The organism is Acuticoccus sp. I52.16.1 (assembly GCF_022865125.1).
Lineage (GTDB): Bacteria > Pseudomonadota > Alphaproteobacteria > Rhizobiales > Amorphaceae > Acuticoccus.
Window position 1 is genome coordinate 4,653,355 of sequence record NZ_CP094828.1, and the last position, 15,410, is coordinate 4,668,764.

At 68.7% G+C, this 15,410-nt stretch carries 12 protein-coding genes; 10 read left to right on the forward strand and 2 right to left on the reverse strand.

The annotated features are described in order from the left end of the window. The first annotated feature begins 98 nt into the window (after positions 1 to 98). Positions 99 to 1,316, forward strand: coding sequence for an acyl-CoA dehydrogenase (locus tag MRB58_RS20935; RefSeq protein WP_244779016.1), 1,218 nt, complete (start codon positions 99 to 101; stop codon positions 1,314 to 1,316). Positions 1,317 to 1,639: 323 nt separating this feature from the next. Here MRB58_RS20935 and MRB58_RS20940 read toward each other — a convergent pair whose 3' ends face one another. Beyond that, positions 1,640 to 2,638: an SIS domain-containing protein gene (locus MRB58_RS20940; RefSeq protein WP_244779017.1), complete on the reverse strand. Its 999-nt coding sequence runs from the start codon at positions 2,636 to 2,638 to the stop codon at positions 1,640 to 1,642. A 152-nt stretch (positions 2,639 to 2,790) separates the two neighbouring features. Between MRB58_RS20940 and MRB58_RS20945 the strand changes: the two genes are divergently transcribed. The 7 genes from MRB58_RS20945 to MRB58_RS20975 all read left to right on the forward strand — a co-directional run bounded on the left by MRB58_RS20945 (position 2,791) and on the right by MRB58_RS20975 (position 12,900). Beyond that, entirely contained in the window at positions 2,791 to 4,005 is a 1,215-nt protein-coding gene (locus tag MRB58_RS20945; protein WP_244779018.1) for a lytic murein transglycosylase, read from the forward strand. Between the two features lie 181 nt (positions 4,006 to 4,186). After that, the gene (locus MRB58_RS20950; protein WP_244779019.1) at positions 4,187 to 5,824 is read left to right on the forward strand and encodes a CAP domain-containing protein; all 1,638 of its coding nucleotides are present in this window, start codon (positions 4,187 to 4,189) and stop codon (positions 5,822 to 5,824) included. A gap of 179 nt (positions 5,825 to 6,003) precedes the next feature. After that, complete coding sequence (locus MRB58_RS20955; RefSeq protein ID WP_244779020.1) at positions 6,004 to 6,603, forward strand: GNAT family N-acetyltransferase; 600 nt, start codon at positions 6,004 to 6,006, stop codon at positions 6,601 to 6,603. Positions 6,604 to 6,900: 297 nt separating this feature from the next. Next, positions 6,901 to 8,760 carry an ABC transporter ATP-binding protein gene (locus tag MRB58_RS20960; protein ID WP_244779021.1) on the forward strand — a complete coding sequence of 620 codons (1,860 nt, stop codon included), beginning with the start codon at positions 6,901 to 6,903 and terminating at the stop codon, positions 8,758 to 8,760. Next, a complete protein-coding gene (locus MRB58_RS20965) occupies positions 8,757 to 10,646 on the forward strand; it encodes an ABC transporter substrate-binding protein (RefSeq protein ID WP_244779022.1) in 1,890 nt (629 codons plus the stop codon). The genes MRB58_RS20960 and MRB58_RS20965 overlap by 4 nt, the downstream gene beginning before the upstream one ends. 38 nt (positions 10,647 to 10,684) lie before the next feature. Next, complete coding sequence (locus MRB58_RS20970; RefSeq protein ID WP_244779023.1) at positions 10,685 to 11,710, forward strand: ABC transporter permease; 1,026 nt, start codon at positions 10,685 to 10,687, stop codon at positions 11,708 to 11,710. Then, positions 11,707 to 12,900 carry an ABC transporter permease gene (locus MRB58_RS20975; protein WP_244779024.1) on the forward strand — a complete coding sequence of 398 codons (1,194 nt, stop codon included), beginning with the start codon at positions 11,707 to 11,709 and terminating at the stop codon, positions 12,898 to 12,900. The genes MRB58_RS20970 and MRB58_RS20975 overlap by 4 nt, the downstream gene beginning before the upstream one ends. 3 nt (positions 12,901 to 12,903) lie before the next feature. Here MRB58_RS20975 and MRB58_RS20980 read toward each other — a convergent pair whose 3' ends face one another. Then, positions 12,904 to 13,437: a cupin domain-containing protein gene (locus tag MRB58_RS20980; protein WP_244779025.1), complete on the reverse strand. Its 534-nt coding sequence runs from the start codon at positions 13,435 to 13,437 to the stop codon at positions 12,904 to 12,906. A gap of 210 nt (positions 13,438 to 13,647) precedes the next feature. Here MRB58_RS20980 and gatC point away from each other — a divergent pair, with 210 nt between their 5' ends. Both gatC and gatA read left to right on the forward strand, forming a co-directional pair. Continuing rightward, the gene (gene gatC / locus MRB58_RS20985; protein WP_244779026.1) at positions 13,648 to 13,935 is read left to right on the forward strand and encodes an Asp-tRNA(Asn)/Glu-tRNA(Gln) amidotransferase subunit GatC; all 288 of its coding nucleotides are present in this window, start codon (positions 13,648 to 13,650) and stop codon (positions 13,933 to 13,935) included. Continuing rightward, positions 13,932 to 15,389 carry an Asp-tRNA(Asn)/Glu-tRNA(Gln) amidotransferase subunit GatA gene (gene gatA / locus MRB58_RS20990; RefSeq protein ID WP_244779027.1) on the forward strand — a complete coding sequence of 486 codons (1,458 nt, stop codon included), beginning with the start codon at positions 13,932 to 13,934 and terminating at the stop codon, positions 15,387 to 15,389. Before gatC ends, gatA begins: the two co-directional genes overlap by 4 nt. Positions 15,390 to 15,410 lie beyond the last annotated feature (21 nt).

Here is a 15,410-nt window from a genome sequence, read left to right on the forward strand (position 1 = left end):
TGCGCCGGTTCTCCCCGGCGCGCCCATTGTTTTGGCGAGATGCGCGTGATCGCCTATGTTGGCGCCGAATTCAACGTCGCCAACCAGGTGAGAGTGCTATGTCAGCCGCCGCGGAAGTTCACAAATCCCATGACAAGAAGGCCGCCTTCCAGTGGGACGACCCGTTTGTCCTGGACGGGCAGCTCACCGAGGACGAGCGGCTGATCCGCGAGACGGCGCACGCCTACTCGCAGGAGAAGCTGCAGCCGCGCGTGATGGAGGCGTGGCGCAACGAGCATACCGACCGCGAGATCTTCAACGAGATGGGCGAGCTGGGCCTGCTGGGCGTGACCGTCCCGGAGGAATATGGCGGCGTGGGCGCGGGTTACGTATCCTACGGCCTCGTGGCGCGGGAGGTGGAGCGGGTCGATTCGGGCTACCGCTCGATGATGAGCGTGCAGTCCTCGCTGGTGATGTATCCCATCTACGCCTACGGCGACGAGGCGCAGCGCAAGAAGTGGCTCCCCAAGCTGGCCTCGGGCGAGTTCGTCGGCTGCTTCGGCCTGACCGAGCCGGACGCGGGGTCGGACCCCGGCGGCATGAAGACGCGGGCGGTCAAGGTCGACGGCGGCTACAAGGTCTCCGGCGCCAAGACGTGGATCTCCAATTCGCCGATCGCCGACGTCTTCGTGGTGTGGGCCAAGAGCGAGGCGCACGACGGGGCCATCCGCGGCTTCGTGCTGGAGAAGGGCATGAAGGGCCTGGAGGCCCCCAAGATCGAGGGCAAGATCTCGCTGCGTGCGTCCGTCACCGGCATGATCATGATGGACGACGTGTTCGTGCCGGAGGAGAACCTCCTGCCGAACGTCTCGGGCCTGAAGGGGCCGTTCGGCTGCCTCAACCGCGCCCGCTACGGCATCTCCTGGGGGGCGATGGGCGCGGCGGAGTTCTGCTGGCACGCGGCGCGGCAGTACACGCTGGACCGCAAGCAGTTCGGCAAGCCGCTGGCGGCCACACAACTGGTGCAGAAGAAGCTCGCCGACATGATGACCGAGATCTCGCTGGGCCTGCAGGGCTCGCTCCGGGTCGGCCGGCTGTTCGACGAAGGCGAGATGGCGCCGGAGATGATCTCGATCGTGAAGCGCAACAATTGCGGCAAGGCGCTGGCCATCGCCCGCGAGGCGCGTGACATGCACGGCGGCAACGGCATCTCCGAGGAGTACCATGTGATCCGCCACATGGTGAACCTGGAGACCGTGAACACCTACGAGGGCACGCACGACGTGCACGCGCTCATCCTGGGCCGCGCGCAGACCGGCATCCAGGCCTTCTTCTAACCAATCCCGACGGTGGCGCCGCACCGGCGCCGCCGTTCCATCCACCGGCGGTGCCCCGGGCACGGCGCCCACACGCGGTGCCCCGGAGCCTGATCGTCGGAGCCGCCGTCGCGCCCCCTGATCAGCGGCGGCCGAGGTGCGGCGCAAGGGGCCGAAGGCCGGCGAAGCCGCTCGCCCTTGCGCCGCACCTCGGCCGCTGCCAGGGGGAGAGCGCGACGGCGGCTCCGGCGGTCGGGCGGGCCCTGATCGTGGGTGGGACCCGAGCCCGCCGGAGGCCGCGGCCGCCCCAGAAACTCCCCACCGTGCAGCGGGCCCCTTACCACTCAGGCGACGCCGGCGCGCAACAGGTCGTGCATGTGCAGGATGCCGACGAGGCGCCCCTCCTCGGTGACGAAGAGGGTCGAGATCTTGGCCGTGTTCATGGCCTCGAGGGCTGCCCCCGCGAGGACGTCCCTCTCGATCGTCTTGGGCGCCTTGCTCATCACGTTCTCGACCGGTTGGCGCAGGATGTCGCTGTCGAGGTGGCGTCGCAGGTCACCGTCGGTGATCACGCCGCGGAGGGTCCCGCCGGCGTCGACGATGCCGACCGTCCCGAACCCCTTGGCGGACATGGCGATGATCGCCTCGCGCATGGGCGTGCCGAGGGGGACCAGCGGCACGTCCTGACCGCGGTGCATCAGATCGCCGACGAATTGCAGGCGGGCGCCGAGGCGGCCACCGGGGTGGAAGGTGTGGAAGTCCGTCGGGGTGAAGCCGCGGCGCTCCAGGAGGGCGACCGCCAGCGCGTCGGCCATGGCGAGCTGGGCGACGGCGGACGATGTCGGCGCCAGGCCGAGCGGGCAGGCCTCCTCGCCGATCGGCAGGACGAGGGGCACGTCCGCCGCATGACCGAGCGTGGAGGCGGCGCGGGAGGTGATCGCGACCACGGTGACGCGGAAGCGCTTGGCGTACGACAGGATCGAGGCCAGCTCTTTCGTCTCGCCGGACCACGAGAGGGCGAGGATGACGTCGGCCCGGGTGATCATGCCGAGGTCGCCGTGACTGGCCTCGGCGGGGTGGACGAACTGGGCGGGCGTGCCGGTTGAGGCGAGGGTGGCGGCGGCCTTCGCGGCGATATGTCCCGATTTGCCCATGCCGGTGACGATCACGCGGCCGGCACATTCGGCCATCATGTCGACCGCGCGGGCGACATCGCGGCCGAGGGGCCCTTTCAGCGCGTCCGCGAGCAGTGCCATGGCGGCGATCTCGGTCCGGATGGTGCGCTCGGCGGAGGCCTTGACGTCAGCCTCGTTCGGGCTCGCCCTCAACTCGACGACGGTCATCGTCACTTCCTTCGTTCAATGAAATGCAACACTACGCGCAGCCCCGTGGCCTTAGGCGGACGAGGCTTGCCAGACAAGGTGAGGATGGCCTTAACGGTTTGCCAGCGATCGTCGGATATGCGCCTTTCTCTGGAAAGTTTGGAGTGCGCCTTATGATTTCAGGAGACATTGCCCACAATCGCGTGCTGGCCGCCGCCGCGCTCCTGGCCGCGACATTCATGCTGCCCGTGCAGGCATACGCCGACGCTTTCTCGTCGTGCATCGCCTCGAAGTGGTCGTATGCGCGGGCCGCCGGCGTCACCCGTGCCAACTTCGACGCGGCGACGCGCGGGCTGCGGCCCGACCCGGATACGGTGCGGCTCTCGAACAACCAGTCGGAATTCGTCAAGCCGATCTGGGAGTACCTCGACACGGCGGTCTCCGATAAGCGGGTCAAGGAGGGCCGGGCGGCCTTCGCCCGGTATCGCGACACGCTGAACAAGATCGCGGCGACCTACCGGGTCGATCCCGAGGTCGTGGTGGCGATCTGGGGGATGGAGACCAGCTACGGCTCCTATATGGGCGACCACAACGCGGTGCGTGCGGCGGCGACGCTCGCCTGCAACGGCAGTCGCCGGTCCGACTTCTGGTCCAAGCAGTTCGCGGCGGCGATCAAGATCGCGCAGGACGGTCACGTGCCGCTCGACCAGATGAACTCCTCGTGGGGTGCGGCAATGGGGCACACCCAGTTCATCCCGACGAGCTGGCAGGCCTACGCGGCCGATTTCGACGGCGACGGCAAGCGCGACATCTGGCGCTCGGTGCCCGACGCCTTCGCCTCCACCGCCAACTACCTCGCCAAGTCCGGGTGGCAATACCAGGAGACCTGGGGCTACGAGGTGGTCGTCCCGCGCAACTTCAACCACAAGGCCGCCGACGGGAAGCAAAAGCGCTCGCTGGCGGAGTGGAGCCGGCTGGGGATCACGCGTCCGGGCGGGCGGGACTGGCCGAGGCCCGGGGACCAGGCGTACCTGCTCTATCCGGCGGGGGCGAAGGGGCCGGCGTTCCTGATGTTGAAGAATTTCGATGTCATCAAGCGCTACAACAACGCCGACGCCTACGCGCTCGCCGTCGGCCATCTGGCGGACCGGATCATCGGCGGCGGCGACTTCGCGCAGAACTGGCCGAAGGACGAGCGCCCGCTGACCCGCTCCCAGCTCAAGGAGGTGCAGTCGCTGCTGACGCGGCGCGGCTTCTCCACCGGCGGGGTCGACGGGGTGATGGGCCCCAATACGCGCGATGCCATTCGCGCCTTCCAGTCCTCCGGCGGCAAGGTGCCGGACGGCTACGCCTCGACCCAGCTGCTCCAGGATCTCCAGCGGCGCTGAGCGGGGGCCCCTGCGCATAGCTGTCGCAGGGGCGATCGTCCGCTTTGTGATCCACGGACACAGATTGGTGTTCGGGACCTCGGGGGGATGCCCTTCACTCGCCGAAATTGCCTATATATCGTCTCGACCGTGAGGCACGGTCAGGGAGAGCACCTTCGCGTGCAGCTAAAAGGAGACGATGATGGCGACCGTGACGTCCTTCGAGCAACTGCTGGTGGAGCTGATCAATCGAGCCCGCAGTGACCCGTCGGCAGAGGCCGGCCGCTACGGCATATCCCTGAACCAGGGCCTCGCGCCCGGCACCCTGTCGCCCGATCCGCTCGAGCCGCTCGCCGTCGTCCCGACCTTGTCCGACGCCGCCGACGCCCATTCGGCCGACATGCTGGCGAACGACTACTTCGCCCACACCGGCCTCAACGGTTCGTCGCCGGGCGACCGCATCTTCGCCGCGGGTTGGAGCGAGGCGCCGGGCTCCGGCTACGCCTGGGGCGAGAACATCTCGTATCGCTCGCGCTATCCGGCCACCGCGGACGCCGGCACGATCGAGTCGCACCACGAGGGGCTTTTCCTGTCGCCGGGGCACCGGGAGAACATCCTGTCGCCGAACTTCAGCGAGCTGGGCGTCGGGCAGGCGATCGGCGTCTACGAAGTGACCGGGTACGTGTCGTACGTGACCGAGAACTTCGCCGACGGCGGGCGCACCTACATCACCGGCGTCGTGCTGGACGACGAGGACGGCGACGACTTCTACGACGTCGGCGAGGGGCTGGGAGGGATCGCGGTCAGCGTCTCCGGAACCGGCTTCTCGGCCTCGACGACGACGTATGGCGGCGGCGGCTATTCCGTCGCGGTGCCGGGGACGGGGACCTACACGGTCACCTTCACCGGCAACGGCCTCGGCGGGGCGCAGACCGAGACGGTGCATGTCGGCGACGAAAACGTAAAGCTCGACGCCTTCGCGGCGCCCACGCCGACCCCCACGCCGCCGTCGACGCCCGGCCCCGGCAACCCGTCGACCCCCGATACCCCCGCCAATCCCGACACCCCGTCTCAACCGACGACCGACGGGACGCCGAGCACGCCCTCGACGCCCGGCGATCCGGCGACCGATACGCCGGCGGTGCCGGGCGTCGTCGTCCTCGATACCGACATCGTCGGCGACCGGGAGGCGAACCGCCTCGTCGGCGCGGCGACGAACGACGGCATCCGGGGCCTGGGCGGCAACGACATCCTGCTGGGCAAGGTGGGTCGCGACGAGATCGACGGCGGGGCGGGCAACGACCGCCTCAACGGCGGCCCCGACGCGGACACGCTGCAGGGCGGGCGCGGCGCCGACACCGTCAACGGCAGTCGCGGCGCGGACGAGGTCGCTGGTGGCGGCGGCAACGACTTCGTGGTCGGAGATCGCGGCGACGACGTGGTGTATGGCCAGGCCGGGGCCGACACGGTCGACGGGGGCGGCGGCGACGACACGCTCTACGGCCACCAGGGCGACGACGTGATCACCGGCGGGCGCGGGCGGGACACCCTGGTCGGCGGCGCGGGCGACGACACGCTCGACGGCAACGGCGGCGCCGACCTCTACGTCTTCGACGGCGGGGTGGATACGATCGCCTTCCGCCACGGCGACGGCGGTCCGGGGTCGGGCGACAGGGTCGATCTGTCGATCTTCCGCTTCGATTCCTATGCCGACGACGTGGCCGACCAGATGGTCACGCTGGCGGACGGGCGGGTCTATTTGGATCTACCCAACCAGCATGGCATCATCTTCGACAGCGCGCCGGCCGGCGGCTTCGGCAGCGACGATTTTATCCTCTGAGGGCCCGAACACGGCCCTTCGGCGAGCGACCCGGCCACGGACGAATCGGCATAACCGTTATATTCCAGTGGCTTAAAAAGGTTCCATCGGGGCAGCCCTGCGCAAGCTCGTCTGGCGCAGGGCCGACCGGTGGATCATATATCACGATCAGTGATGGAGGGTGGGCGCAGATGGTGCCGATGAGTATGCGTACGAACGTGCCGATGGTGGTGGTGCGCCGGTTGCGGCGCTCGGAGCTGCCGCTGGTGGTCGACCATTTCCTTCGCCTCGACGATGAGAGCCGCCGCCGGCGCTTCTGCCGCCCCGTCAACGACGCCTATCTGACGAGCTACGTCATGGGCGAGAAATACCGGCCAGGCCACATCGAAGGCGTCTTCGTCGACGGGATGCTGCGCGGGATCGCCGAGCTGCGGCCGCTGGGGGGCGAGTATCGCGGGCACGCCGAGGCCGCCTTCAGCGTCGAGCGGGCGTTCCAGCAGCGCGGCCTCGGGGCGCGGCTGTTCGAGCGGCTGGTCCTGCGGGCGCGCAACAACGGCATCCATACCCTTTCGATGGCCTGTCTGCCGGAAAACCGCGCGATGCAGAAGCTGGCGCGCCGGCTGGGCGGGGCGCTGGTGCGCTGGCCGGGCGAGATGCAGGGGACCCTCACCGAAGAACCGGCGACGGTGTTCTCGATGGCCCGCGAGGGTGTCGCCGAGATGGCGGGTGCCGCCTCCGCGACGCTCGACTGGTGGGCGCGCTACGACGTGACCGGGCTGACCCGCCGCCGCGCGATCTGAACGCGCCTGAGGGCCGGCGGCGCGGCGCGGCATGGCCGCGTCCGGCTCATCCACATCCCCCGCCGGTACCGGACGGAGAAAGGCCGAGGGGCGGCAGGCGGGGCCGCCGAAACAGAATTTCCTTGATATCGCTGGGATTTCGCCCCTGTAGGCCCGGCTCGCGGTGCGGCACACGGGACCGTGTCCGCGGCGGTCCCGATAAAACCTTTGCACCGGTTTGAATTTTGCGGCCAATGTCGTCACGCTGTGATCATGCGTCGCCACAGGTGTGGCCGCAGTGGTTCGACGAGAGGCCCCGTGACTGTCCTCGACGTACGTGATTTGGTCGTGGAGTACCATGCCGACGGTGTCGTGCGGGCGGTCGACGGCGTGTCCTTTTCCATCGGCGAGGGGAAGACCCTCGCGGTGGTCGGCGAGTCCGGGTCGGGCAAGTCCACCATCAGCCAGGCGGTGATGGGGCTGCTGCCTCCGGCCGCCAAGGTGAGCGGCGGCAGCATTCTCTTTCACGACACGCGCGAGGCGGACGGCAAGCCGATCGACCTCGCCACGCTGCCGCGCAACGGCGCCGCGATGCGCGACATACGCGGCAACCGTATCGCGATGATCTTCCAGGAGCCGATGACGAGCCTGTCGCCGCTCCACACCATCGGCGACCAGATCGGCGAGGCGGGCCGGCTGCATCGCGGGATGGACGCGGGCGCGGCGCGCGAGGCGACCAAGGACATGCTCCGCCTGGTCCGTTTCCCCGATCCCGACCGCGCGGTCGACGCCTACCCGTTCGAGCTGTCGGGCGGGTTGCGCCAACGGGCGATGATCGCGATGGCGATGATGTGCCGCCCCGCGCTCCTCATCGCCGACGAGCCGACCACCGCGCTCGACGTCACGATCCAGGCCGAGATCCTGAAGCTCCTGCGCGACGTGCAGGGCGAGCTGGGCATGTCCATCCTTCTCATCACCCACGACTTCGGCGTGGTGGCGAACATGGCCGACGACATCGTCGTCGTGTACCACGGCCGCGTGGTGGAGCGCGGCTCGGCGCGTGAGATCTTCACCCAGCCCGAGCATCCCTACCTCAAGGCGCTGCTCCACGCGGTGCCGACCTTCGCGATGACGGAGCGCCTGTCGCCGATTCGCCCGATCGAGCCCAAGCTCGACGCGTTCGGCGAGAAGTGCGGCGGCGTGCCCGGAACGCCGCTCATCGAGGTCGACAACGTGGTCAAGAGCTTCCGCCTCAAGAAGGGGGGGCTCTTCGCGCCGGCGCGCACGCTTCGCGCCATCGACCAGGTCTCGTTCACCATCAACACCGGCGAGTGCCTGGGGCTGGTGGGCGAATCGGGGTCCGGCAAGACCACCATGGCGATGGCGATCATGCGCGCCTTCGCCCCCACCTCCGGCCACGTCCGCGTGCAGACCGGCGATGCCTGGCGCGACCTCGCCTCCCTCAAGGGGGCCGACCTCGCCGCCTACCGCAAGCGCGTGCAGCTCGTCTTCCAGGATCCATTCTCCTCGCTCAATCCGCGCATGTCGGTGAACGAGATCATCCGCGAGCCGATGGTGATCCACGACGTCGGCACCAAGGAGGAGCGGTCGGCCAAGGTGCGCGAGCTGATGGGCCTCGTGGGCCTCGATCCGAAGATGCTGCGGCGTTATCCGCACTCTCTGTCCGGCGGGCAGCGGCAGCGTGTCGGCATCGCCCGCGCCCTGGCGCTGCGGCCGGACCTCCTGGTGTGCGACGAGCCGGTCTCGGCGCTCGACGTCTCCGTCCAGGCGCAGGTGCTCAATCTGCTGACGGACCTGCGGCGCGAATTGAACCTCACCTACCTCTTCGTCAGCCACAACCTCGCCGTGGTCGACTATCTGGCGACGCGGATCGCGGTGATGTGCCACGGCCGGCTCGTGGAGCTGGGCGCGACGCGCGACGTGATCGACAACCCGCTGCACCCCTACACCCAGGCGCTGCTGACCGCGGTCCCCGACGCGAACCTGGATCGACCGCTCGACTTCGCGCGTTTATCGGCCGAGCGGGCGTCGAACCCGGCCGCCTGGCCCGAGCCGTTCCGCTTGGAGCCGGGCGCGGTGCCGGTCATGATCGAGCGAGCGCCGGGTCATTTCGTCTGTGCGCCGGGGGAGGCGCCGAGTGTGAAGGAAGCTGCATGATCCGTTTCGTCGTTGCCATCGGCCTCGTATTCGGCGCGCTGCCAGCGTTCGCCGCCGGGCCCACCCTGGTGGAGACCGAGACGCTGTCGCGCACGCACACCGACCTGCCGCCGGTCGCCGAGCGTGTCCCGGCGGACCCCTACGTGGTCGATCTCGAGGCCAAGGGCCGGGCGGTCGGCAAGCACGGCGGCGACCTCTCCACCATGATCGGCCGTTCCAAGGACGTGCGGCTGATCAACGTGTGGGGCTATGCGCGGCTGGTGGGCTACGACGAGCACTACGAGCTGCAGCCGGACATCCTGAAGGCGGTCGACGAGGAAGACGGACGCATCTTCACGTTTCACCTGCGCCAGGGGCACAAGTGGTCCGACGGTGAGCCCTTCACCTCCGAGGACTTCCGCTACTGGTTCGAGGACGTTCTCACCAACACGGACCTGACGCCGACGCCGAGCCCCTTCATGCTCGCCGGCGGCAAGCTGCCGCAGTTCGAGGTGCTGGACGAGACCACCGTGCGGTTCACCTGGGAGGATCCGAACCCGGTCTTCCTGCCGACGCTGGCACAGGCGCGGCCGCCCTTCATGTATCGTCCCGCGCATTACCTGAAGCAGTTCAACCCGAAATACGGCGACGCCGACGCGATCGCCAAAATGGCGGACGAGGCGCGGGTGCGCTCCTGGGCCCCGCTGCACAACATCAAGGACGAAATGTACGACGCGACCAACCCGGATCTGCCGTCCCTGCAGCCCTGGGTGCTGTCGCCGGAGACGAGCGACCGGCGCGCCGTCATGGTCCGCAATCCCTACTTCCACCGCGTCACCTCCACGGGCCAGCAGCTCCCATATATCGACCGCGTGATCATGACCGTGGTCGACGGCGGGCTGATCGCCACCAAGGTGCAGGCGGGCGACGCGGACCTGCAGGCACGCGGCCTCGCCTTCTCGGATCTGCCGGTCCTGAAGCGGGGCGAGGAAGCGCGCGGCTACAAGGCGGCGCTGTGGCCGCAGGCGAACGCCTCGGCGATGGCGATCTATCCCAATCTCACGGTCACCGACCCGGAGCTGCGCAAGCTCTTCCGCGACCAGCGTTTCCGCCAGGCCCTTTCGCTCGCGATCGACCGGGAGCTGCTCAACCGCGTTCTCTATTTCGGCCTCGGCCAGCCGTCGGCCAACATCGTGCTCGCCGACAGCCCGCTCTACTCCGAGGCCGTGGCAGCCGCGCCGCCCTTCGACACCGAGAAGGCGAACGCGCTGCTCGACGAGATCGGCCTGACGGAGAGGAACGGCGACGGTCTGCGCCTCCTGCCGGACGGGCGTCCGCTGGAGCTGATCGTCGAGACCGCGGGCGAGGAGTCCATCCAGATCGACGCGCTGGAGCTGATCACCGACGGCTGGCGCGAGATCGGCATCGCGCTGTTCCCGCGACCCTCGCAGCGTGACGTTCTGCGCAACCGCGCCTTCTCGGGCGACCTCGCGATGGGCGTATGGTTCGGCTACGACAACGGCATCCCTTCCGAGGCGATGCCGCCGGACGAGCGGGTCCCGGTGTCCGAGCAGTTTCTCACCGGCCCGGCCTGGGGCGCCTACGTCACCAGCGGCGGCCAGAGCGGCGAGAAGCCGGATTATCCTCCGGTCGTCGAGCTGTTGGCGCTGTACGATGCGTGGATGACCTCGGAGACCGCGGCCGAACGCGAGGCGGCCTGGATGGATATTCTGCGCATCCACGGCGAAGAAGTGCTGACCTTGGGGACGGTGCAGGGCGTGGTCCAGCCGGTGGTGATCTCGAACGATCTGAAAAACGTGCCGATGAAAGGAACTTACGGGTGGGATCCGGGCGCGCAATTTGGCATCTACCGACCGGACGAGTTCTTCTTCGCCACCGGCCAATAAGTCGGCGCGGCGACGCGAGACGGAACTAGGGGACGACCATGCTCGCCTACCTTCTACGCCGCCTGGCGGGCATGATCCCGACGCTGCTGATCATCTCGGTGCTGATCTTCTTCATCATCGAGCTGCCGCCGGGCGACTACCTGTCGAACCAGATCGAGCAGCTGCGGGCGCAGGGCGAGTCGGCGTCGATCGCGCAGCTCGAGTTCCTGCGCAAGGAGTTCGCCCTCGACGCTCCGTTCTGGGAGCGCTACGGCGTATGGATCGGCCTGTGGCCCGGCCCCAGCGGGTTCGACGGTATCCTCCAAGGCAACTACGGCTGGTCGTTCGAGTATTCCAAACCGGTGGATCAGGTGGTGTCGGGCACGCTCTTGCTGACCGTCATCCTCAACTTCGCCACCGTCCTCTTCGTCTACATCGTGTCCTTCCCCATCGGCATCTACTCGGCGACGCGCCAGTACTCCTGGGGTGACTACGGCTTCACCTTCCTCGGCTATATCGGCCTCGCGACGCCCAACTTCCTCCTCGGGCTGATCCTCCTGTTCTTCATGAACGAGTGGTTCGGGGTGTCGATCGGCGGGTTGATGGCGCCACAATTCGTGGGCAAGCCTCTCAGCGTCGACCAGTTCCTGTCGGTCCTGGCGCACCTCGTGGTGCCGACCATCGTCATCGGTACCGCCGGCACCGCGGCGATGATCCGCCGCCTGCGCGCCAACCTCCTCGACGAGTTGCACCGTCAGTATGTGACGACCGCCCGCGCCAAGGGCCTTTCGGAAGCCAGGACGGTGCTGAAATACCCGCTGCGCATGGCGCTGAACCCCTTCATTTCCGACATCGGCAACCTCATCCCATCGCTGGTGTCGGGCTCGGTCATCGTCTCGGTGGTGCTCAATCTGCCGACGGTGGGGCCGGTGCTCCTGGGGGCGCTACAGTCGCAGGATCAATATCTCGCCGGATTCATCCTCCTCTTCGTGGCGGTGCTGACGCTGATCGGCATGCTGGTGTCGGACGTCCTGCTGGCGCTGCTGGACCCCAGGATCCGGCTCGGGCAGGAGGCCACGTCGTGAGAGAGCGCCAGCGCGTCGACCCCGTGCGCCATCCCGACGATCTGCCCGCCCGGTACGTCGACCGTCTCCCGTTCGACCCCAGCGACGCCGAGGCGCTGACGCCCGAGCAGGAACGCTTCTTCCAGGCCTCGCAATGGCGCATCATCTGGTGGCGCTTCCGGCGGCACAAGCTGGCGGTGTGGTCGCTGGTGGTGCTCGGCCTCTTCTATCTGAGCGTCCCCTTCGCCGAGCCCATCGCGCCCTACGACCCCAACGCCCGCCACGCGCAGCACCTCTACGCGCCGCCGCAGCCGCCCCGAATCGTCCACGACGGGGCGCTGCGTCTGCCGTTCGTCTACCCTCTGACGGCCGAGCTCGACCTCGACACGCTGCGCTGGGAGTACAAGGAGGACCGCGCCAACCCACAGTCGATCCGCTTCCTGTGCCTGTCGGGCGAATATACGATGTGGGGCGTCGTCCCCGGCCGCTTCCACCTGATATGTCCGCCGGAGGGGGGGACGATGTTTTTCGCCGGCACCGACCGGCTCGGGCGCGACGTCTACTCCGGCCTCGTCCACGGCGCCCGCATCTCGTTGACGGTGGGGCTCGTGGGGATCACCATCTCCATCGTGTTCGGCATGTTCTTCGGCGGCATCGCGGGCTACTTCGGCGGCATCGTCGACAGTGCGATCATGCGGTTGATCGAGATCCTGCGCTCGTTGCCGGAGCTGCCGCTGTGGATGGCGCTCTCGGCCGCGCTGCCGGTGACGTGGCCGCCGCTGTGGATCTACTTCGGCATCACCATCATCCTCGGCCTGCTCGACTGGCCGGGCCTGGCGCGTGCGGTGCGCTCCAAGCTCCTGTCGCTGCGGGAGGAGGATTACGCCAAAGCGGCGGTGCTGATGGGGGCGAGCCCGACGCGCATCATCGGCCGCCACCTGCTGCCCGGCTTCTCCAGTCACCTCATCGCCTCCGCGACGCTGTCGATCCCGACGATGATCCTGGGCGAAACCGCGCTGTCGTTCCTGAACCTCGGCCTGCAACGTCCGGCGATCTCGTGGGGCGTGCTCCTCAACGAGGCGCAGAACATCACGGTTGTGACGATCTACCCGTGGCTGATGGCGCCGGTGGTGCCGATCATCATCGTGGTGCTCGCCTTCAACTTCCTCGGCGACGGTCTGCGCGACGCGGCCGACCCCTACAAGCACTGAACCTCAGATCCCCAGGCCCCAGGCGCCCACCAGCGGGCCGGACGCGCCGTAGATCGGGTCTGACGCGGGGGCCTCCACGCAGGCGATGCGGTCGGCCGCCTCGTCGAGCGGGATCTCCTCGGCGCGCAGGGTGATGTAGCGTTCCTGGCCGTGCGGGTAGGCGCCGCAGACGCTGAAGTCGGGCGAGGCTTCGATCTGGCAGTGGCCGAGGCCGGCGGGGAGGATAAGAACGTCCCGCTTCATCACCGAGAAGCGCCGTCCGGCGGGGCCGCCCAGCATCACCTCCGCCGCCCCCGAGACGCACGCCAGCACCTCGTGCGCGTTGGGGTGATAGTGGTGGTAGGGGAAGATCTTCCACTGCCACATCCCGCCCCAGCCGTTCCCGCCGAGGATGCGTTTCAGCTCGATCGGTCCAGTGTCCGCGCCGAGCGCGCCCCGCATCGCCACCAGCGGCAGGGTCGGGTTGTTGGGGACCCCATCGGCCGCCTCGAAGCGATGGGTGAAGACTTCGATTTCATCGAGGGGGCGAACCTTCATCGCCGTCTCCTTGGTTTGCGCCGCCGCGCGCGCGGGCGCAGGGTCTGGGCCACAGGTGGCGCCAGGATCCGCCCCGGCCAAGCCCCCGATGGCCGCGTGCCGGCGGCGCCGGGCGTCCGCACGAGCGCGATTGCGGGTCTCGCGCCGTCCACCGCCGTTGCGCGGCCTGCGAAAGGGGTGGTACGGGACCGGCGGATTTCTGGAGCCGCCATGTCCGTCGATACCGACACCGTGCGCCGCGTGGCGCATCTCGCACGCCTGAAGATGGGCGACGAAGAGCTGGAGCGCCTCAAGGGCGACATGAACACCATCCTCGGCTTCGTCGAGCAACTCGCCGAGGTGGACGTGGAGGGTGTCGAGCCGATGACCTCCGTCGTCGACGCATCGTTGAAACGGCGCGAGGACGTGGTGACCGACGGTGGGTACCCGCAGCGCGTGCTCGCCAATGCGCCGGAGTCTGCGGACGGCTTCTTCCTGGTGCCGAGGGTGGTGGAATGAGCCTGACCGATCTGACGCTGGCCGAGGCGCGCGACAAGCTCGCCGCCAAGGAGATCCGCGCCACCGAGCTGACCGACGCCTATGTCGACGCGATCGAGGCGGCCCGCTCGCTGAACGCCTACGTGCTGCCGACGCCGGAGAAGGCGCGCGAGATGGCCAAGGCGTCGGACGCGAAGCTGGCGGCGGGCGAGGGGCGCCCGCTGGAGGGGGTGCCGCTCGGGATCAAGGACCTCTTCTGCACCGAGGGGGTGCGCACCACCGCCGCGTCCAAGATCCTCGGCGAGTTCGTGCCGCCCTACGAATCGACGGTGACGCGGAACCTGTGGGACGCGGGCGCGGTATGCCTGGGCAAGCTGAACCTCGACGAGTTCGCCATGGGCTCCTCCAACGAGACCAGCGCCTTCGGCCCCGTGATGAACCCCTGGGGGAGCGACAACCGGCGCCTGGTGCCGGGGGGCTCGTCGGGCGGGTCGGCCGCGGCGGTCGCGGCGCATCTGTGCGCAGCGGCGACCGCGACGGACACCGGCGGCTCCATCCGCCAGCCGGCCGCGCTGACCGGCACCGTCGGCCTGAAGCCGACCTACGGGCGCTGCTCGCGCTGGGGCATCGTGGCGTTCGCGTCCTCGCTCGACCAGGCCGGGCCGATCACCCGCAACGTGCGCGACGCGGCGATCATGCTGCGCCACATGGCCTCCATCGACGACAAGGACTCCACCTCGGTGGACCTGCCGGTCGCCGACTACGAGGCGGCGCTCGAAGGCTCGGTGAAGGGCAAGAAGATCGGCATTCCGAAGGAATATTCGATCGACCCGATGCCCGACGCGCTCGCCGCCTTCTGGCAGCGCGGTGAGGAGTGGCTGCGCGCGGCGGGGGCGGAGATCGTCCACGTCTCGCTGCCGCACACCAAGTACGCGCTGGCGGCCTACTATATCGTCGCCCCCGCGGAGGCGTCCTCCAATCTGGCGCGGTACGACGGCGTGCGCTACGGCACCCGCGTGCAGGGCGAGGACATCATCGACATGTACGAGGCGACGCGTGCGGCGGGCTTCGGCGACGAGGTGAAGCGGCGCATCCTGATCGGCACCTACGTGCTGTCGGCCGGCTACTACGACGCTTACTATTTGCGCGCGCAGAAGGTCCGCACGCTGATCAAGCGCGATTTCGAGAACGTATTCCACCAGGGGGTGGACGCACTGCTGACGCCGACGGCGCCGGGCCCGGCATTCGAGATCGGCGGCAAGCCGGACCCGGTCGAGATGTACCTCAACGACATCTTCACCGTGCCGGTGAACATGGCCGGCCTGCCGGGCATCTCGGTTCCGGCGGGGTTGGCGGACGGGCTGCCGTTCGGCCTTCAGCTCATCGGCCGACCGTTCGACGAGGCGGGCCTGATGCCGCTCGCGCGCACCCTGGAGGAGGCCGCCGGCACCTTCGCCCCCGCCCAGGCGGCCTGACGAGCCCCGGCGTGGTCGGCT

What these genes read in the sequence shown, in the direction of transcription:
- MRB58_RS20935 (WP_244779016.1), top strand. Translation starts at nt 99, where the DNA reads ATGTCAGCCGCCGCGGAAGTTCACAAATCCCATGACAAGAAGGCCGCC.
- MRB58_RS20940 (WP_244779017.1), bottom strand. Translation starts at nt 2,638, where the DNA reads ATGACCGTCGTCGAGTTGAGGGCGAGCCCGAACGAGGCTGACGTCAAG.
- MRB58_RS20945 (WP_244779018.1), top strand. Translation starts at nt 2,791, where the DNA reads ATGATTTCAGGAGACATTGCCCACAATCGCGTGCTGGCCGCCGCCGCG.
- MRB58_RS20950 (WP_244779019.1), top strand. Translation starts at nt 4,187, where the DNA reads ATGGCGACCGTGACGTCCTTCGAGCAACTGCTGGTGGAGCTGATCAAT.
- MRB58_RS20955 (WP_244779020.1), top strand. Translation starts at nt 6,004, where the DNA reads ATGAGTATGCGTACGAACGTGCCGATGGTGGTGGTGCGCCGGTTGCGG.
- MRB58_RS20965 (WP_244779022.1), top strand. Translation starts at nt 8,757, where the DNA reads ATGATCCGTTTCGTCGTTGCCATCGGCCTCGTATTCGGCGCGCTGCCA.
- MRB58_RS20970 (WP_244779023.1), top strand. Translation starts at nt 10,685, where the DNA reads ATGCTCGCCTACCTTCTACGCCGCCTGGCGGGCATGATCCCGACGCTG.
- MRB58_RS20980 (WP_244779025.1), bottom strand. Translation starts at nt 13,437, where the DNA reads ATGAAGGTTCGCCCCCTCGATGAAATCGAAGTCTTCACCCATCGCTTC.
- gatC (WP_244779026.1), top strand. Translation starts at nt 13,648, where the DNA reads ATGTCCGTCGATACCGACACCGTGCGCCGCGTGGCGCATCTCGCACGC.
- gatA (WP_244779027.1), top strand. Translation starts at nt 13,932, where the DNA reads ATGAGCCTGACCGATCTGACGCTGGCCGAGGCGCGCGACAAGCTCGCC.